Origin of the sequence: Weissella coleopterorum (genome assembly GCF_011304355.1) — a bacterium.
Lineage (GTDB): Bacteria > Bacillota > Bacilli > Lactobacillales > Lactobacillaceae > Weissella > Weissella coleopterorum.
In genome coordinates, this window is the sequence record NZ_CP049888.1 from 580,331 (window position 1) to 600,001 (window position 19,671).

A 19,671-nucleotide genomic window follows, 5' to 3' on the forward strand; every position below is an offset into this window, starting at 1 on the left:
ATGGGAGTTATTATATCAGCAATTGGACAGGGGATCATTTGGTCTCTACTTGGGATTGGACTATATTTATCATTTCGAATATTAAACTTTCCGGATATGACGGTTGAAGGAACTTTTCCACTTGGTGCGGCGGTATCAGTTACCTTGGTGACTCAAGGGGTCAATCCGGTTCTAGCGATTATTATTGCCGGTATCATCGGTGGAGTAGCTGGATTGATAACTGGCTTGTTGTACACTAAGGGGCAAATTCCCATTCTGTTAGCTGGAATTTTAACGATGACCGCAACATATTCTATTAATTTAAGAATTATGGGACAGGCAAATAAGTCATTATTAGGAGTAAAAACCTTGTTTAATAACCAATTTGTTAATTGGTTACCTGATAATTTCCCAACAATTGGGGTTGGAATTGTTATTGTAATCGTTATTGTGGCCAGTGTGGCATGGTTTTTACAAACTGAATTAGGTCAGGCGTTTATTGCTACAGGTGATAACCAGACAATGGCTTGGGCTTTGGGTATTAATTCTGATGCTATGGTGACCCTAGGTTTGATTATCTCAAATGCACTTATTGCGCTGGGCGGGGCTTTGGTCGCTCAAAATAATGGGTTTGCAGATGTCAATATGGGAATCGGAATTATTGTAGTAGCTTTAGCTTCGATTATCATTGGAGAAGTAGTTTATACGGATAAATTAACACTAACTGAACGTTTAATTACAGTGGTGATCGGTTCAATCTTGTATCGATTTGTGCTAGTGGCAGTGTTGGCATTTGGATTTGATGCCAACGATTTAAATCTCTTTAGTGCCGTGATTTTAGGGTTGGCCTTATTACTACCTAAGTTTCGACATTCATTAAATATTGCAAAGTTATTTCCACAGAAGGGAGCAAAGTGATGACACAAATTAAGGACCCCATTTTGGAATTGATTGATGCAACTGTAGTTGTTAATCAGGGCACTTTAAATGAAAAAATAATTTTAGACCATGTTAATTTTAAGATGCAGGCTGGTGATTTTGTCACCGTTTTAGGCTCGAATGGAGCTGGTAAATCGACGTTTTTAAATGTAATCGCTGGTTCATTGCCACTCACTACTGGACAAATTTTGGTGAACGGTCAAGATGTAACGAAATTAAATGAAATTAAACGCACACATTTAATTGCGCGGGTTTTTCAGGATCCCAAAATGGGAACGGCACCCCGTATGACTGTTTCAGAAAATTTATTATTAGCCAAAAGGCGGGGACAAAGGCATCGACTGACTTCTCGAAAATTAACATCGCAAGTACAAAATCAGTTTAAAACTTTATTAGATCAAATGGGGAATGGATTGGGACAACGGTTGAATGTGGCGACTGGTGATCTGTCTGGTGGACAAAGACAGGCGTTAAGCTTTGTTATGGCTACTATCACTAAACCCGCGGTACTATTACTTGATGAACATACGGCCGCTTTGGATCCAAAGACTAGTGCGCAACTATTAAAAGTGACGGACGAACGAATTAAGGCGGACAAACTAACGGCATTAATGATTACTCATAATTTGGAAGATGCCCTAAGTTATGGGAATCGTTTAATTATAATTAATGCAGGGCAAATCGAATTTGAAGCAAAAGATCAAAGCAAAAACAAATTGACGTTAAATGATCTTTTGGAGCATTTTAAACGTTACTAAGGGTTTGTAATGTAAATACAATACAATTGTAATATTCAATTCTTAAAAATATTAACTTGAACAATTATTGTAAAACCGTGGAGCTAAAGTGGTGGTCTAATGTAAATGTAATCGCTTCCTTAGAATTAAATTAAATAAAAGGGATTTGTGTTGAATGTCACATTACCGGATAAAACCGTTTTACTGCGAATGATGGGATGAAATTCGTTTTACAATTAAATCTAAAACGGTTAAAATATAAAGGAATTAAGTAACAGAACCTAGATATTAAAAGGAGATTTTTCTTACAATGAAGAAGACTAAGATCGTTTCAACTCTTGGACCCGCCTCAAGCGACGTCGAGACAATTGCTAAATTGATTCAAGGTGGAGCAAACGTTGTGCGCTTCAACTTCTCACACGGAGACCATGAAGAACACTTGGGTCGGATGAATGCTGTTCACGAGGCTGAAAAGCTTACTGGAATTAAAGTTGGATTCTTGCTTGACACTAAGGGTGCTGAAATCCGTACGACTGTTCAATCAACAGGTAAGATCGAATTCAACATCGGTGAAGTTGTTCGTATTTCAATGGACGATTCATTAGAAGGAACTAAGGAAAAGGTTGCCGTAACTTATCCTGGTTTGTTTGATGACGTTAAGGTAGGCGGACACGTTTTGTTTGATGATGGGAAGCTTGACTTCTTGATCACTGAAAAAGATGAAGCCAACAAAGAATTGGTTACAACTGTTCAAAACCATGGTTTGTTGGGATCACGTAAGGGTGTTAACGCACCTGGTGTTTCAATCAACTTACCTGGAATTACTGAAAAAGATGCTGATGATATTCGTTTTGGTTTGAAGAATGATATCAACTTTATTGCTGCTTCATTCGTTCGTAAGCCTGAAGACGTTAACGATATCCGCGCTTTGTTGAAGGAAGCCGGAAAAGAAGACGTTATGATCTTCCCTAAGATCGAGTCACAAGAAGGAATCGATAACTTCGATGCTATCTTGGAAGTTTCAGATGGATTGATGGTTGCTCGTGGAGACATGGGAGTTGAAATTCCTGCTGAAAACGTCCCATTGGTACAAAAGGACTTGATCCGTAAGATGAATGCTGTTGGTAAGCCAGTTATCACTGCTACTGATATGTTGGATTCTATGCAAGAAAACCCACGTCCTACACGCGCCGAAGCTTCTGACGTTGCCAACGCTGTCTTTGACGGTACTGATGCAACAATGCTTTCTGGAGAATCAGCTAATGGTGACTATCCAGTTGAAGCAGTTCAAACAATGGCACGTATCGATGAAAAAGCTGAAACTGCTTTAGCTTTGAATGGTCGTCATGTTAACAACTTTGCAACTGAAGAAGATAATACTGATTCAATTGCTGCTGCTGTTGCAGAAGCAACAAGCAAGTTGGATATCAAGGCGATTGTTGCTTCAACTAAATCAGGACACACTGCTAAATTGATCTCAAAGTACCGTCCAAATGCTGATATCTTGGCTTTGACTTATGACGAACGTGTTGAACGCGCTTTGAAGATTTACTGGGGTGTACAACCAGTTATTGCTGAAACACCAGCTAATACAGATGCTATCATTGAAGCATCAAAGAAAGCTGCTGTTGAGCAAGGTTTGGCTAAGAAGGGTGACGCGATTATCGTTGTTGCTGGTGTAGCTGCTGAAGTTGGTTCAACTAACTTGATGACAATCCAAACGATCTAATTTAATATTTAGATAATTATTTGCAGTAATGTTTAATAATTTTTAAAATATATAAATATAAGGACTATCTACGTTTCGTTGAAACTAGATAGTCTTTTTTTCTAAAATTAATTTATTTTAACGCTGAAATGATAATATAAATTGAACAGGGGATGATTAATGGGTTCATCTATTGCCTAGATACGTGAATTGGTTAGGGTTTAATGACTTCAATTTTGAGCAAGATGAAATTCTGTTTATATATTTAATGTTGCAAAAACATTTCATTTAGTTTACGATGTAATAAATACATTGAATATTATGCAATGCTTGAGATTGCCTGGAGGTAAAATATGAAATTTAATAGATTAACTAGGACAGTGTTTGTGGGCACATTATTGATGGGAGTTGCGACCTTACCTGTTAGTGCATCGACTCAGACACAAACAAAGCAATTATCACAACCATATGTGGTAATTGGTTCTGGAAATTCTGATAAAGCTGCGATGTTAGATTTACTTGATCCAAATAGTAAGGCCAAACAATTAACCGTTACGGGAACTGATGGTGATCAATATTTGAATTTACAGGGTGTCAGTGATAGCGCAATGATTAGTTCAGTTTCGGTTGCACCGGCGGAACCGGGTTCTGGCACGTTAGTTAATATTGAGAAGTATGATGGGGCAAATAATATTACAAAGGTCACATCGCAACAATATGCGATGGCGGCTACAATGGCAGGAGTCAATGATGTTATTATTACCGTTTCTTCTAATCAAACAGTTTCTGGTGAATCGGCGCTGGCAGGTGTTTATAAAGCGTTAGCTAGTGATGGTACTAATTTGGATGCAGATAATACGGCGGCAGCTAACAGTCTCTTATCGGCGACTAATCCAGCACAAGAAGAGGTTGGGGCGGATAAAGCCGGTAAACTCTCTGGGGCAGTGACTGAGACTGCCTCTGAAATTGCCAGTGCAAAGCAAGATGGCAATGAGATGAGCGGTAATGAAATTTCCAATGCTTTAAATGACAATTTGAGTAATAATAATATTAATATTTCAGTTAGTGCGCGCCAACCAATTGTAACCGCTCTACAGAACTTTCAAACAACCCCCATTGCTTCGAATAAAACATTTATTAAAAACGCCCAAAATCAAGCCAAAAATTTAAAACAATCGACTGGTAATATGATGGCCAAGGCAAACGATTTTTTAAATTCTGAAGATGCAGCTAATTTACGAGCTAGCGCAGATGGATGGTGGAATAAAATTAAAAATTTCTTTACTAGTCTTTTCAATTAAACAAAGCTTAGACAAAGTGGTATATTGGAGTTAACGACATCACGCTGGGCCAATTACCTGACGTAATATAAGTCATGGAGGTGGAAAGATGTCACAGAAAAATCGTTTAAAGAAGTTATTAATGAAAAAAGGTGTTGATAATATTACTGTTGATGGGACTGTGGTCCCAGTGCAAGCAGCAAAAGAATTAGACTTAATCGAGGCCGCACAAAAGCAAGGGATCATGTAATTTGATTCATTAAGGGCTAGAAAAAATCTAGCTCTTTTTTTTGAGACTAACTTAGTAGTAAATTAAAGCTTGGTATCTTTATTAAATCAAATATAATATAATAAATACTAAATACACGAATAATTAATTAATTAAATCAGCTGAATTATAGATGATTGATGGGGGAAAGATGGCACAAATTTATGAAGTAGACCCACTAGCATGGAATGATTTTGAAGAAAAGCATCAAAATGGATTTGTGATGCAATCACTTGAACAATATCAATTATTAAAGGCTCGTGGGCGAAATGTTAAGATCATCGGGATGAAGCAAAATGATGAACTGGTAGCGGGAGCAGTTGTTACGGTTGATAAAATTCATGGTGGATATAAGGCATTGATGGAACTGGGTCCGGTGTTAGACTATGAAGATGCGACATTGGTTAAAACCTTTTTAGCTGAAGTTAAAAATTATTATCAAAATCAACCCATTGTTCAGGTTGAATTTTCACCATATCTTGGGTTCCAAGATTTTAATGATCATGGTGAACCTATTACAGAAAAACGTAATGATTTATTAGATAATCTGACAAAGGCAGGAGCTATCCATCAACCGATGCGAATTGGAATGACTGATAGTGGAGCGATGGGCTGGAAGTATGAAAAGTCATTAGCAGGGATTACCAAGGAAAATCTGTTAGACCATGTTCGAAAAGATGTAAAATACTACTTAAAAAAGAATCAACAATTTGGTGTAACTCATCGTTTCCTAAAACGAGATGAATTATCAGAATTCAAATTAATGTTAGAGGATACAGCGGCACGGCGAGGCTTTCACGATAAGGATCTAGAGTATTACCAAACGGTTCTCGATGTTTATCAAGATAAAGCTCATTTCATTATTACTGAAATTAACTTTATGGATTACTTGAATGCTGAGCAAGCGACAATTGCCCAGTTAGACGAACGTTTGAAAGTACTGGAAGAAAGACTTGCCGCCAAGGAAACGAAACGTAATCGTGGTCAATTTAATGAATTTACGGATCAAAAAAATCAACATTTGAAGCGAATTGATAAAATTATTCAAATGTATGGTTCTCTTGCGGCGGTTCCAACTGAGCCGATTTTGATTGCTGGTGCCATGTTTTTGGGGCAGGGAAATGAAATGGATTATTATTTCTCAGGAATGTATGATAAATATAAAGACTTCTATGGCCCATACTTAATTCAATATGAAATGATGAAAATGGCCGTAGAGCAAGGCTTTTCAACTTATAATTTCTTGGGAATTGATGGTAAATTTGACGGATCTGACGGAGTCTTAGAATTTAAAACAGAATTCGAAGGCCACGCAACGCAAATGATTGGAGAGTTTGTCTTACCAATTCATCCTTTGAAATATCGCGCCTTGAAATTAATGAAGATGATTTTACGACGCGGGTAGGGAGTACTCCGACCCATTAACCAAATTGTTTCGAGTATTTTAAAATAAATGCTTGCTTTTTATATCCTAACGACATATAATATTATATGTTGTTAAGAAATGGACAGCTAGCTCAGTTGGTAGAGCAACGGACTCTTAATCCGTAGGTCCAGGGTTCGAACCCCTGGCTGTCCACTTATGAAGCGCCTAGTTATTACTAGGCGTTTTTTTGTTTTATACGGTTATTGAGGACTCAAAAAAACACTAGCCGAATTGTGTTGAGCTAGTGTTTTTGATTTAAATTAACTTAGAACAGGAAGTTCTGGAATACCAAAATAGAATCCTTGAATGTATGTTACACCGAATGAGCGTGCCATTTGGATGTCTTCGTTGTTTTCAATTCCATCAATCGTAAATCTGATATTTTTATCTTGGCAAAACTTTAACCAAGGCTTCATCATTTGAATGGTATCAGCTTGTTCTACCGCTTTAGAACGAAGGTTGAGCTTAATTCCATTCATAACAACCAAATGCTGTTTTAATTCTGAAGTTAATTCGATCATATTGATATCATTGAAAACGACGCGAATATGAGCGTCATTTAACTTTTGAACGGTTGGAGCAAAGAAATCCCAATTTTTAATTTTATCAATATCGGATACTTCGACGTTTAATTGTTCCAATTCTTGTTGTTGTTCCATGAAAGCTAAGAGGGCATCGATGACGTGTGAATTAGAAAATTGTTCTAATTCGAGATTGATACTAATTCGATTCAAGTGTTTAGAATCAATTAGTCTTTGAACTAACATTAGCTGAGTTTCGATGTTGATGTTGATATCTTCTGGAATCTTCCATTCACCGGTACTGTAATCGAAGGAACGTAATAATAGTTCAGCCGAAACTTGCTTAAAACGCCGTTGAGTAAATTGCATTAAACTTTGAGTGAAGTAAGCGTACATAGCGACTACTTGTTGACGATGTTCACCGGAATAAATTTTCTCGCCATCAATGGTGATTTGATTTCTCCCATTTCGTTTACTCATATAAAGATATTCGTCAACGCGATCGTAAAACGTTTTAAATTTGGTATCGTTTTCTTCTAGATTTGTTCCACCCATTGAAATCGTGACTTCAATGGGTGTATCTTCATAGAAAAAATTATTTTTGCGGACGTTATCCCAAGCTTTTTTGATTGTAGGTAAAACATCGTCAATTGAATTGTTAGGGAACATAATGGTGAATTCTTCCCCACCAGTACGAAAGAGTTTGGCTGTTGGCATTTCTTCGTTTAAAGTTTTTTGTACGATGCCAGAGGCCTCAATTAATATTTTATTTCCAGCTGAATGACCAAAGGTATCATTCACTTGCTTGAAACGATCAATATCCCATTCGATAATACCAAGTGGTTGATTATTGTTTCGGGCGGTTTGGAAAAGCTTTTCCGACTCACTTTGAAAAAATGAAAAGGAATGTACTTTCGTTAATGCATCATAGTCGGCAGATTTTTCAAATTGACCAGGAGTTGTGTTTTTAAATCCATTAAACCATAGATACATGACAACCATATTCATGGTCACAAAGATTATGATCGCCTCAATTGCTGTTGTAAGATCCATAGTGATGCCCATGGAAACGGCAGGAAGTGTGCCCCAAAAGAGAATCGCAATGAGACTAAAATAGACGATACTATATTGCCAGTGGTAAAGAATTTTATCATGAACCACAGGAATTTGACTAATGACTAGAAGGATGACGGTGATCAACAAAGCCATAATGACCGGTGGCTGATCCATATTAACACCGACAGTCATTGCGCCCATATGATGACCGATCCAGACATAACCGGCTGCCATTAATTGGAGTAGCCGTTCCATTCGGTTGTAGCCACCCAGATAGAGAAAAGGTAACACAAGTAGAAATAGCGCGATATTATGGAATACCATTGCAATTTGACCGCTAAAGTACAGCATTGTTGCTAAATGGATGTATAAGCCAATTCCACAGCCGAATAAAAAGATTTGAACCCTCTTCCATAAGAAGGTTCCATCGTTATTTTGAATAAAAATTTCATTCCAGAGCCGATTAAAGTAGCCAACATATCCGGTTGTAAAAAAACATGAAATTAATAATGTCATCAGCATAAAACTGAAAATATCTGTGGAGTTGTATAGAAGATTAAGCATGCAGAGCCCCCAAAGTAGTAATAAATGTTATCAAGTTATTCAATTAATATTACACCTATTGGGGTGATATTACATTAAAATTGAGTGAGTAATTGGGATCGATACATCAGAAAATGGATAATTTGATAAATTAAGGAATAAAATTGAATTCCACAACCGTAATTTCTGGTTGATGGTATAATAATGGCATTAAGAGATGGATTAGAAAGAGGATGAATATGGCGGCCAAGTACGAGTTAATTAAAAATAAGATCAAAGATGAGATTGAAGCTGGTGATTATACGATTGGAGCAAAGTTACCAACGGAATCTGAATTAATGGCTCGTTTTTCGGTCTCAAGGTTTACGGTAAGAAGAGCCATTACTGATTTAGAGAATGAAAATTATGTCTATAAGGTTCAAGGGGAGGAATGTTTGTTGACAACTGGCATGCACCGGTTGCAACTGGACCGACAAAATTAATTGGGATGATCACTACGCATATTGCTCATTATATTTTTCCAAATATTATTAGTGGCGTGGACCGAGCGGCATCTAAGCAGGGCTATACAATGTTAGTGGCGAACACGCATAACGATCCAGCCCGCGAACGACAAGCCTTACTATCAATGCTAGATAATAATGTGGCAGGGTTAATTATTGAACCGACACAGAGCGCTTTTAATAAAGAAAATCTAGATATTTATCGGCATATTGATGAATTAAAAATTCCAATCGTATTTATTAATGCAATCTATGATGGATTGAATTATCCAGTGGTGAAACAATATGATGAAATTGCAGAAAAACACTTAGTTGAATATTTATTTGAAAAAGGCCATGATAAAATTCTGGGCGTCTTCCAAGTGGACGATTTACAAGGAGTTCGCAGAATGAACGGATTTATTGGTGCGTACCAACAGCAACCAGAATTAGCCTTAAATTCATCGACTATTATGTATCGATCATCTGATCCAATTAATATGGTTTTGGAAAAGGTTGAGCAGTATTTAAAAGTGAACCCTGAAATTACAGCTATCGTTGCTTATAATGATCAAATTGCCATTCAAATTTATGATCTAATTCATGAAATGGGCTTGAAAATGCCAGATGATATTTCAATTGTGGGATTTGACGATTACCATTTAGATGAATATGTAACACCAAAGCTAACGACAATGACCCATGAAAAAGAACGGATGGGAAGTGATGCCGCCAATCTGCTTATTAAAGCGATTAATGGCGATGCGGTAGAATCATTGAATTACGAACCAGCGTTTATTGAACGTGATAGTGTTTTAGATTTAAATCAGAAACAATGATTTTGAAAAGTTAAATATTAAAAAAGCTTAACTCATTATTGAGTTAAGCTTTTTTAATTTATTTGTGTGAAAGTGAATAACTTTTGTTTGTTCTAACAAATGTAAGCGTTATCTCGAAGATGTTAGAATAGGCTTACAGATGAGAATTGGAGGAGCAAGCATGCTTGAGAATCAATCTATAAAACTAGATGTGGCTTCAGATGGACACATCAAAAATTTAATGTTTAAGGATGATCCAAATCAAATGAATTGGGTGATCGATGATCAATATTTAAAACAAGAAGGTTATTCAGACGCGAATAAGTTATTTGGTAATTTTAAAATCACAATTAATCAAGAACCGTATAGGAGTGATGAACAAGTCCCGGTGATTTCGGAAGGTGACGAGAAAATATCGATTTTATATCAATTAACTGCGACAATCAATCTAAAAATGCAATATCAATTGGATGAAAGGGGTCAGATAATCTGGGATATTGAATTACAAAATTTATCTGATCAAAAAATTAATATCGATTATTTTGGGGTTTGGATTTCATTTGCGTACGTTATGTTTCGTGATAAAAATGTTTTACGTAATATCCATAATTCGGCTGCAGTATTTCCGTCTATTTCAAAAAATTATACTAAAATTAATGTCGTTCGGCGCGATAATCAGGGTGGTAATGTAGGCTTTTATCAAACAGTTGGAGAGACAAAGTCAGTCGGAACATATTGCGATTATAAAAATAAATTTTTTGAAAATATTTCGCCTTCGTTAGATGGATTATTGTTTCATCAATTGATTTTAGCCGGTGGGTACGAAAGGCAGGTCAATGAATATGATTGGGTCTATAATCGGGATGGATTAACCTTAGAATCAGGCAAAAGTCAATATTGGCGTTATGTGATGAATCGGAATCAAAATGAAGTTGATTTTAAAGAACAAGCGAAACGTGTTCAACATCCGATGATTGAATACGATCCATTAAATATTATTGGACATGATCTTCATATTAAAATTGATGCCAATCAGAAAAAGATTGAACAAGTTCAAAGTTTTAGTGGATCTGCCGGACAACATAATCAAAATCTGCTAAAAAAATTAAAACATAAAAATGGTGATAACTATGAGCTAGTGTTTTCTGCGCTGGACTTAGGTGAACATAAAGTTGAATTTACTTTTACTGATGGAACATCGGACTTTGTAGTTATTAATGTGATGGAACCACTAGATCAATTGATAGAAAAACGCGTTGATTATTTATCCAAAAATTCATATCTCGGTCCAAATGGAGCGACCCCGTATGCGTTTACGCCGATTTCCAATCAGGGTGAATCATTAGGGAAGCTTAATCTGATTTTAAAGAAAAATATTTTGGGGCAGCTTGATGCCAAGCAAGTTCGGCAGGTTGAAGCTAGCGCGGTTTATTATGTTAAAAATAAGTGGTTTAAAAATGGTAATTTAAATCAACCAGCTCGCTTATATGGGGATTTTTATCGATGCATGGACTTTGAGTATATCGGGCATTTATTCTTCCTATTATCAGAATTTGATGATGATATATTAACCATTAATTCCGCTTCAGAATATCTAAAATGGTCGGCAACCGTCTTTGAACTTAGAGTCAATCCTGATTTGCATGCAACAAAAAGAGGCAAAGAAGAAGCACAAATGTTAGGGGTCTATTTCTTATACATTGATGCATTATTGCAAAAATTAAAGGAAAAAGGTCTGCAAAAAGAATATCAGAAAATTAACGAATTATGGAATGCGGTAACCAAACGCATTGCGGCACAAAGTGATGATTACAGTGCGGCCATAACAGAACATTATTTTGATAATGCAGGGTTTGGACCAACTGCAGGAGCTATGAGTTCAGCACATCAGACTAAGAGCGCTGAAAACTATGGGGCCTTATTGCTGGCGAATATTGGTTATTCAAACGATTTTCGAGCACAAAATCCTGACCGATGGTGGGAGGCCTTAAGTTACATGATTCACTCTTTGTGGGGCGGGATTACATCAGCTTCAGCGTACAAAGTTTTCGAAGGTAATCATAAGGAGGAGTATCTACGTGCAAGTTATCGGGCTTTGGCGGGCGTGCTTTATTGCTATGATACTAATGCCACTGCGACAACTCCTTTAGCAACAGGTTTAGCTGCATCGACTTATTCAGTTGCAGGTCCACACCTCAACCGACCAGATTTATCACGAGCTCGGTTTGGTCAAGCAACATTTTACCAAGATGGTGGAATTTTTGCTCGATTGTTTAGAGGAGATGAAAAAACTGATGATTGGGATATGGGGGAAGAATTAGTCGCATATTTAGATGGATTAGGACAAAAAACCTTTGTGTTGATGAAAGATAATCAGCTTCAAGTTATTAATGGGACTTACTCTCAAGATTCTAACCAAGTGACAATTTATAGTTTTGCGCCTTATCAAGCTGAAGTATATTTACTTACTGGTCAAGGGTTACAAAGATTAGGAGAAACCGATGAAAATCATGAGTATAGTATAAATTTGGATGTGTTTGAGTAGAGACGTTTTAAGGAGAGTCCAATGGATCGAAAAATTATTTCAATAGCGTTGCCACCTTTTCCAAATTTTATTGAAGGTAACTTAGCCATATTTCAAAAAGGCCAATTGCATCCTAATCGTAAGGAATTGGGATATTTTGATTTGATTTTTGTGAAAAGTGGTCGGCTTTTTATTACAGAAGCTGGCGTAAACTATACCATTAATCCTAATGAAATGTTTATTTTATTACCTAATCAACATCATTATTCTTGGAAAGCCTGCGAAGAGCAGACGGAATTCTTTTGGATTCATATTTATACCACGGCTCAATGGGATGAAAGTGAGCACCCTAAGCACTTTACATCCATGTTGCCGATTCCTGATCTGCATTTTCATCAGAGAAATTACACGCTACATTTGCCAAAACAAGCTGCAATTTTAGATCGAGATTTAATTTTTGAACTACTAATTCAGATTCAAACAAGTACTGAGCATGATGATGTTGATGCAATATGGCATACGGAAGATTTGTTTTTGAAATTTTTAAAATATGTTGAAAATGAGGGCTTTACAAAAGATCGTGCGACTATTCTAGCTGAAAAAATCCATTTATTTTTAGAAAAAAACATTAATAAGAAAATAACTAATCAGGATATTTCTAATTATTTTCACTTACATATTAATTATTTAGCACGGGTTTCACGTCAAATTTATGGAAAAACGCCGCTGGAGTTGTTAGATGACTTACGAATGGAGGTTGCTAAAGAATATTTAGTAAAAAGTAATGTCTTACTTAAAAATATTGCTGAAATTATTGGATATGAGTCTTACATTTCTTTTTCAAATCATTTCAAAAAAAATATTGGCCTAGCTCCACGGGATTATCGTGAAAAGTATCGTAATTAAAATTTAAAGGGGTAGAAGATTATGAATCAGACAGAAAAGTTGAATTTAAGAAATATATTAGCTTATGCCAGTACTGATACAGCTGGTAATTTATTATATTGTACGTTAACTAGTTTTATTTTATATTTTTATACTGATGTTTTTGGAATTTCAGTGGGAATGGCGGGGATGATATTATTGATTGCTCGGGTAATTGATTCATTTGATGCACCGATTTGGGGGCTAATTATAGACCACACTCATTCCAAATACGGAAAAAGTCGTCCATGGTTTCTATGGTTAGCAGTACCATTTGGACTTTTTCTAGCATTATCATTCATGACACCTGCTTTAAGTGTTAGTAATAAAATGATTTATGCATTGATCACATACTTGGTTACCGGAATTATCTATACGGGAATTTCAACGCCAATTACATCAATTTTACCAAATTTAAGTAATGATTCGGATGAACGAATCAAGTTAAATTCATATCGAATGATTGGTGGGAATATTGGTTATTTCGTAACTGCTTCATTTACATTGCCCTTAGTTGGCTATTTTGGTGGTGGAAATGATCAAAAAGGTTTTGCAATCACGGCCATCGCATATGCAATTATCGGAGTGTTTATGTTCTTGTTTGCATTCGTTAATATAAAAGAAAACAATATTAGTACCGAAACAACACAAAGCATTCCCGTGAAAGATAGTTTTAAAGCCATAAAGGGAAATTGGCCCTGGGTGATAATTGTTTTGGCCAATATTATGTATTGGCTTGGAAATACAGTTCGAACTTCAACGGTAATTTATTACGCTGAGTATAATTTAGGGCATTTAAATTATGCATCTATCTTAAACGGATTAGTCTTAGTGCAAGTTATTGGGGTTGCATTAATCCCATTGCTGGTTAAAAAACTATCTAAAGGAAATACTTTAATTTTAGGCTTTAGTTTAGCAGCGATTGGACAACTTTTAATGGGCGTAGTTGGATCCAATTTTATATTAATTGTTGTCATGTGGGTGGTGACCTCATTAGGGACTGGGATTGCCGTTTCAATGCCATTTGCAATGCTGTCTGATACGGTTGATTATGGTGAGTGGAAGAATGGTATTCGATCTGCAGGATTCTTAACGGCCATTGGAAGTGCATTTTGTATTAAAATGGGATCAGGATTAGGTGGCTTCTTACCTTCAATGATTATGGAAAAAACGGGCTACATTGCAAATCATACCCAAAGTCATTCTGCTTTAATGGGAATTAAAATTTCATTTATTTTAGTACCTGCAGTCTGCTTTGTGCTAGGAGCATTGATCATGCTTGCTTATCGTAAATTCGAAAAAGCTGAAACGATGATCAAAGCTGAATTGAGTGAACGTTAATCATACAACTAAAAAACTCTGTGATAAAAAATGAATCATAGAGTTTTTTTTGTTGCGATAGATAAAAATTTAGGCAAATAAATATCTTGAATTATCTACGAAAGAACGTCGATTTCTAAGATAAGATTGATTAACATTGGCATAATGTGAAAATTTTAGTAAAAAAATATTTTTTTCAAAAAGCCTGAATGTAAGCCGTTTCAAAGAAAAAAATTCAATATTTATACGGTCGCAAAAATAAATAACTTGATTTATACGTAACAATATCTTAGTATACTTAAATGTAAACGTTTGCAAAGTTTACTGAACTTATTTGATACATATTTTTTATTGAAGGAGTATTTTAATGGAGAATTATAACCCCCTAATTATTCAAAGAGCTGATCCATATATTTATAAACATACAGATGGTTATTATTATTTTAGTGCATCTGTACCTGCATACAATTTAATTGAGTTACGTCGATCAAAAACCATCGCTGGACTAGCACATGCGATGCCACGTACAATTTGGCGCAAGCATGCATCTGGAACTGGAGAAGAGAGTGAATTAATCTGGGCGCCTGAAATCCACTTTATTGATGGTAAATGGTATGTCTATTATGCCGCTGCGCATACAACTGATTTTGATAGTAATGGAATGTTTCAACATCGAATGTATGTGATTGAATGCGCTGCAAGTGATCCGATGGCAACAGAGGACAATTGGGTTGAAAAAGGGCGGGTTCAAACGCCGCTTGACTCCTTTGCGCTTGATGCGACAACCTTTGAACATCAAGAAAAGTTGTATTATGTGTGGGCTCAAAAGGATCCAGAAATTTTTGGTAATACAAATATCTATATTTCTGAAATGGAAAATCCCTGGACGTTAAAGACAGCACCGGTTATGTTGACTAAACCTGAATATGATTGGGAAACACAGATATTTGCGGTAAATGAAGGGCCTGCTATACTACACCGGAATGGTAAGTTTTTCTTAACCTTCTCCGGAAGTGCAACAGATGAAAATTATTGCATGGGGATGTTGTACGCTGATGAGAATGCAGATCTTTTGGATCCTAATAGTTGGAAAAAATTAGATCACCCCGTCTTTACTTCGGATGTTAAAAATAATCTCTTAGGGCCTGGTCACAATTCTTTCACAGTTTCAGAGGATGGGACCAAAGATTTGCTCGTTTATCATATCCGTAATTATGCTGATATCAAAGGCGATCCCTTGTATGACCCAAATCGACATACGATGATTCAAGCGTTTGATTACGATGAAAATGGATTCCCAGTCTTTGGTGATCCAGTTAAATTCACACAATTATAAAATAAAAAGGTAGATTTTATTATGAATACAAAAACAGAAGAAAAGGGAATGTTTTGGTCGTTTCCTGTCTCACATTTCTCGTATTTTTTCATTTGGGCCATTGTTAATGGTTATTTAACCCTATGGCTTGAACAAGTTGCACATTTGAACGGAAGCCAAGCCGGAATTATTTTCTCAATGATGGCGGTAATGTCATTGATTTTTCAACCAATGTTTGGGTATTTTTCTGACCGTTTGGTAATGAAAAAAACTTTGGTCTTTATTATTTTATTGGCCGGAGCATTAATTGGCCCATTCTTCCAGTGGATCTTTTTGCCATTGTTAGCCTCAACAAATGCCATGGTCGTAGCAATCGCTACCGGAATTTACTTGTCATTTGTCTTGAACGGTGGGGTATCTGTAATTGAACAATATATCCAACGGGCTTCAGTTATAAATAATTTTGAATTTGGTCACTCGCGAATTGGGGGCTCAATTGCCGGAGCTGTGGCCTCATTCCTAGGAGGACGTTTGTTCCTATGGCAACCAAGTGCAATCTTTTGGGCCGCAAGTGTATCGGCATTAATTGCATTTATCATGTTTTTATTCTTTGATAAGATTGCGGATAATAACATTGAAAATGTGGCTGATGCTGAAAGTACCAAGGTTAATATGAAAGATGTTATGGCCCTGTTTAAGGTTCGTAATTTCTGGATTCTTGGTATCTTTTATATGGGAGCTTCCGCTTTGTATGATGTGTTTGATCAACAATTTGTGATTTTCTTCCAGACTTTTTTCCATCATGTTTCCCAAGCTACAACTGTTTATTCGAATACAGTAACTGCGCAAATGTTTATTGAAATGATTCTAATGATTCCAATGCCTTATATCATCAATAAAATTGGGGCCAGAAATGGATTACTAATCTACGGATTTATTACAGCATTGCGGATTATCGGAACGGCCTTAGCGCCCAACTGGATTTTTATCGTTGTCTTGCGTTTGCTTGCTGGATTTGAAATGCCATTAGTCTTAGTATCAATCATGAAGTATATTGGTATGACATTTGATAATCGTTTGTACGCTACAGTGTACGCTTTGGCAGCTAATTTTATGAAGCAAGTGTCAGTTTTCATCTTTTCGGCCCTAGCAGGATCAATGTATGATAATATCGGTTTCCAACATACGTATCTGATTATGGGAGCAGTTGTTCTGGTGATTACGATTATTGCAACAATTTTCTTGGATAAAGAACACAAAGATCCAACAACAATTTCAAAAATGTAATATATTTACGGATAAATATAAAAACGTCTAGCTATCAAGTTAGGCGTTTTTATATAGGATCAAACTAATATTAATAACAAAAACAAACAAATATTTAAATTAGTTGTTGATTTATACGTAACAATAAATTACAATAATACATGTAAACGATTTCATAATATAAAAATAAAGGAAGTTTGCTAAATGGAAAAGGGACAAATCATTGAAGAAATTCAAGCCGGTAATACTTCATTAGGAATTGAATTTGGCTCAACAAATATTAAAGCAGTTTTAATTGCGAGCGATTACAGTGTGATTGCAACTGGGTCACATGGATGGGAAAACCAATTAGAGAATGGAGTTTGGACCTACTCACTAGAAGATATTTGGTCTGGTGTTCAAGATGCTTATAGTAAGTTGTCTGGACAAATATCACAAACGTACGGAGTAGAATTAATTAACCTTCGTTCAATGGGAATTGCGGCAATGATGCATGGGTACATGTCGTTTAATGCACAAGGTGAATTGTTAGTTCCCTTCAGAACTTGGCGAAATGCTATGACGGAAGAAGCAGCTCTGCAACTGACACATCTATTTAATTTTAATATTCCAGAACGTTGGAGTATTGCACATCTGTACCAAGCTGTTTTGAATCAAGAGACACATGTTAAGGATGTCGATTTTATTACGACCTTAGCTGGATATGTTCATTGGAAACTGTCTGGTGAAAAGGTGCTGGGTGTTGGAGATGCTTCTGGAGTCTTTCCAATTGATGAACTAAGTCATGATTATAATCAAGACATGATGGATAAGTTCAATGGTCTAAAGGCAATTCATCAATATCACTGGTCATTGCCAGAAATCTTACCAGCCGTCAAGGTTGCTGGAGAACAAGCAGGGGTCTTGAGTGCTGAAGGTGCTAAGTTATTGGACGTTTCTGGTAAATTGAAGCCGGGGACTGTGATGGCTCCGCCTGAAGGTGATGCGGGAACAGGAATGGTCTCAACTAATTCAGTTAAACAAAGGACTGGGAATGTCTCAGCGGGAACTTCAGCCTTTGCTATGATCGTTTTGGAAAAGTCATTAAAGAAGTTGCACACTAGCATCGATATGGTCACCACACCTGATGGCTCAGCAGTTGCGATGGTTCACGCGAACAACTCCAGTTCAGATATCAATGCTTGGGCTGGATTGTTTAACGAATTTGCCCAAATGTTGGGGATTGATTTAGCCCCAGATGAACTTTACGGACATCTGTTTAACAGTATTTTGAATGCGGATCCTGATACCTCTGGAATTTTGTCATACGGATACTATTCAGGTGAGAATATCACGGGAATGAGTGAAGGACGTCCGGTGCTAGCTCGAATGCCAAATAGTAAATTTAATATTGGAAACTTGATGCGGACTAATTTGTATTCTGCATTTGGAGCGATGAAAATTGGAATGGACATCTTACACGATGAACAAGTTGAAACTGATTCAATTGTGGCACAAGGTGGAATTTTTAAGACACCAATTGTAGGACAAAAAATGTTAGCCGCAGCGATGGAAGCTCCAGTAACAGTGATGAAGACAGCTGGAGAAGGTGGACCATGGGGAATGGCTATCTTAGCTGCTTATGCTGCTGATGAGACTAAAAAGGATTTAGCTAGTTATCTAGAAGAAGAAGTGTTCTTTGATCAAGAACGTTCAACCATTGAGCCTGATGCTAAGGATGTGAATGGATTTAATCGCTTTATGGAACGTTATAAGGCAGGATTGCCAATCGAAGCACATGCCGTTGCGACATTGAAGGATCAAAACGAGGGATAAAAATGTTAGAAGAGATGAAAAAGCGGGTTTATGACGCTAATATGTTATTGCCAAAGTATGATTTAGTCACATTTACTTGGGGAAACGTTAGTGAAATTGACCGAGAAAAAGGATTGTTTGTTATCAAGCCTTCTGGGGTGGAATATGATGAACTGAGTCCTGATGATATGGTAGTTGTTGATTTGAAGGGAAACGTGGTGGAAGGTGACTTGAATCCAAGTAGTGACACCGCAACACACATGCATTTATACAACGCTTTTCCTGAAATTGGTGGGGTGGTTCACACTCATTCCCCATGGGCAGTTTCTTACGCTCAAGCGGGAATGGATGTTCCGGCCATGGGGACAACCCATGCGGATACATTCTATGGTGATGTACCAGCAGCATCGGCTTTAACACAAGAAGAAATCGAATCAGCGTATGAATTAAATACTGGTGTAGTGATCGAACGCGAGTTTAAGACGCGTAACCTAGATCCTATGGCAGTACCAGCGGTCTTAGTTCGTCAACATGGACCATTCACCTGGGGAAGGATGCACATGATGCTGTCCACAACGCCAAGGTCCTTGAAGTAGTTGCTGAGATGGATTATCATGCGATGCAATTAAATCCACACGCTGATTTGAGTATTCCACAATACTTGCTCGACAAGCATTATTACCGTAAGCATGGTGCTAATGCATATTATGGGCAAAAGAAATAATGCTTATCGTTACTTTGTGAGACACAAGATGCTTTAGATTTAAAATT

13 protein-coding genes, 1 tRNA gene and 2 pseudogenes are annotated in these 19,671 nt (G+C 36.7%); 15 read left to right on the forward strand and 1 reads right to left on the reverse strand.

The genetic code is table 11. The features are described 5' to 3' along the window. The 7 genes from G7084_RS03050 to G7084_RS03080 all read left to right on the forward strand — a co-directional run bounded on the left by G7084_RS03050 (position 1) and on the right by G7084_RS03080 (position 6,490). The gene (locus tag G7084_RS03050; RefSeq protein WP_166009940.1) at positions 1 to 897 is read left to right on the forward strand and encodes an ABC transporter permease; all 897 of its coding nucleotides are present in this window, start codon (positions 1 to 3) and stop codon (positions 895 to 897) included. Continuing rightward, a complete protein-coding gene (locus tag G7084_RS03055) occupies positions 897 to 1,676 on the forward strand; it encodes an ABC transporter ATP-binding protein (protein ID WP_166009942.1) in 780 nt (259 codons plus the stop codon). Before G7084_RS03050 ends, G7084_RS03055 begins: the two co-directional genes overlap by 1 nt. Positions 1,677 to 1,965: 289 nt before the next feature. Further along, entirely contained in the window at positions 1,966 to 3,384 is a 1,419-nt protein-coding gene (gene pyk / locus G7084_RS03060; protein WP_166009944.1) for a pyruvate kinase, read from the forward strand. A 332-nt stretch (positions 3,385 to 3,716) separates the two neighbouring features. Then, positions 3,717 to 4,664, forward strand: coding sequence for a DUF1002 domain-containing protein (locus G7084_RS03065; RefSeq protein ID WP_166009946.1), 948 nt, complete (start codon positions 3,717 to 3,719; stop codon positions 4,662 to 4,664). Between the two features lie 88 nt (positions 4,665 to 4,752). Beyond that, positions 4,753 to 4,893: a hypothetical protein gene (locus G7084_RS03070; protein ID WP_166009948.1), complete on the forward strand. Its 141-nt coding sequence runs from the start codon at positions 4,753 to 4,755 to the stop codon at positions 4,891 to 4,893. A 169-nt stretch (positions 4,894 to 5,062) separates the two neighbouring features. Beyond that, positions 5,063 to 6,316, forward strand: coding sequence for a peptidoglycan bridge formation glycyltransferase FemA/FemB family protein (locus G7084_RS03075; protein ID WP_166009950.1), 1,254 nt, complete (start codon positions 5,063 to 5,065; stop codon positions 6,314 to 6,316). A gap of 101 nt (positions 6,317 to 6,417) precedes the next feature. Beyond that, positions 6,418 to 6,490, forward strand: a tRNA-Lys gene (locus G7084_RS03080). Positions 6,491 to 6,597: 107 nt separating this feature from the next. Here the strand turns inward: G7084_RS03080 and G7084_RS03085 are convergent. After that, the gene (locus tag G7084_RS03085) at positions 6,598 to 8,478 is read right to left on the reverse strand and encodes a GGDEF domain-containing protein (RefSeq protein WP_166009952.1); all 1,881 of its coding nucleotides are present in this window, start codon (positions 8,476 to 8,478) and stop codon (positions 6,598 to 6,600) included. Between the two features lie 218 nt (positions 8,479 to 8,696). On the opposite strand from G7084_RS03085, the pseudogene G7084_RS03090 reads away from it, so the two are divergent. The 8 genes and pseudogenes from G7084_RS03090 to G7084_RS03125 all read left to right on the forward strand — a co-directional run bounded on the left by G7084_RS03090 (position 8,697) and on the right by G7084_RS03125 (position 19,624). Then, a pseudogene (locus G7084_RS03090) lies at positions 8,697 to 9,778 on the forward strand (GntR family transcriptional regulator). A 160-nt stretch (positions 9,779 to 9,938) separates the two neighbouring features. Continuing rightward, positions 9,939 to 12,302, forward strand: coding sequence for a hypothetical protein (locus G7084_RS03095; protein ID WP_166009954.1), 2,364 nt, complete (start codon positions 9,939 to 9,941; stop codon positions 12,300 to 12,302). Between the two features lie 21 nt (positions 12,303 to 12,323). Further along, the gene (locus tag G7084_RS03100) at positions 12,324 to 13,187 is read left to right on the forward strand and encodes a helix-turn-helix transcriptional regulator (RefSeq protein ID WP_166009956.1); all 864 of its coding nucleotides are present in this window, start codon (positions 12,324 to 12,326) and stop codon (positions 13,185 to 13,187) included. Between the two features lie 21 nt (positions 13,188 to 13,208). Next, a complete protein-coding gene (locus tag G7084_RS03105) occupies positions 13,209 to 14,546 on the forward strand; it encodes a glycoside-pentoside-hexuronide (GPH):cation symporter (protein WP_166009958.1) in 1,338 nt (445 codons plus the stop codon). A gap of 346 nt (positions 14,547 to 14,892) precedes the next feature. After that, positions 14,893 to 15,861 carry a glycoside hydrolase family 43 protein gene (locus G7084_RS03110; protein ID WP_166009960.1) on the forward strand — a complete coding sequence of 323 codons (969 nt, stop codon included), beginning with the start codon at positions 14,893 to 14,895 and terminating at the stop codon, positions 15,859 to 15,861. 21 nt (positions 15,862 to 15,882) lie between these two features. Next, entirely contained in the window at positions 15,883 to 17,127 is a 1,245-nt protein-coding gene (locus G7084_RS03115) for an oligosaccharide MFS transporter (protein ID WP_166009962.1), read from the forward strand. A 183-nt stretch (positions 17,128 to 17,310) separates the two neighbouring features. Then, positions 17,311 to 18,921 carry a xylulokinase gene (locus G7084_RS03120; protein WP_166009964.1) on the forward strand — a complete coding sequence of 537 codons (1,611 nt, stop codon included), beginning with the start codon at positions 17,311 to 17,313 and terminating at the stop codon, positions 18,919 to 18,921. Positions 18,922 to 18,923: 2 nt separating this feature from the next. Next, positions 18,924 to 19,624, forward strand: a pseudogene (locus tag G7084_RS03125) (L-ribulose-5-phosphate 4-epimerase). Positions 19,625 to 19,671: the final 47 nt, after the last annotated feature.

Coding starts and splice junctions, on each gene's coding strand:
- G7084_RS03050 (WP_166009940.1), top strand. CDS start 1: ATGGGAGTTATTATATCAGCAATTGGACAGGGGATCATTTGGTCTCTA.
- G7084_RS03055 (WP_166009942.1), top strand. CDS start 897: ATGACACAAATTAAGGACCCCATTTTGGAATTGATTGATGCAACTGTA.
- pyk (WP_166009944.1), top strand. CDS start 1,966: ATGAAGAAGACTAAGATCGTTTCAACTCTTGGACCCGCCTCAAGCGAC.
- G7084_RS03065 (WP_166009946.1), top strand. CDS start 3,717: ATGAAATTTAATAGATTAACTAGGACAGTGTTTGTGGGCACATTATTG.
- G7084_RS03070 (WP_166009948.1), top strand. CDS start 4,753: ATGTCACAGAAAAATCGTTTAAAGAAGTTATTAATGAAAAAAGGTGTT.
- G7084_RS03075 (WP_166009950.1), top strand. CDS start 5,063: ATGGCACAAATTTATGAAGTAGACCCACTAGCATGGAATGATTTTGAA.
- G7084_RS03085 (WP_166009952.1), bottom strand. CDS start 8,478: ATGCTTAATCTTCTATACAACTCCACAGATATTTTCAGTTTTATGCTG.
- G7084_RS03095 (WP_166009954.1), top strand. CDS start 9,939: ATGCTTGAGAATCAATCTATAAAACTAGATGTGGCTTCAGATGGACAC.
- G7084_RS03100 (WP_166009956.1), top strand. CDS start 12,324: ATGGATCGAAAAATTATTTCAATAGCGTTGCCACCTTTTCCAAATTTT.
- G7084_RS03105 (WP_166009958.1), top strand. CDS start 13,209: ATGAATCAGACAGAAAAGTTGAATTTAAGAAATATATTAGCTTATGCC.
- G7084_RS03110 (WP_166009960.1), top strand. CDS start 14,893: ATGGAGAATTATAACCCCCTAATTATTCAAAGAGCTGATCCATATATT.
- G7084_RS03115 (WP_166009962.1), top strand. CDS start 15,883: ATGAATACAAAAACAGAAGAAAAGGGAATGTTTTGGTCGTTTCCTGTC.
- G7084_RS03120 (WP_166009964.1), top strand. CDS start 17,311: ATGGAAAAGGGACAAATCATTGAAGAAATTCAAGCCGGTAATACTTCA.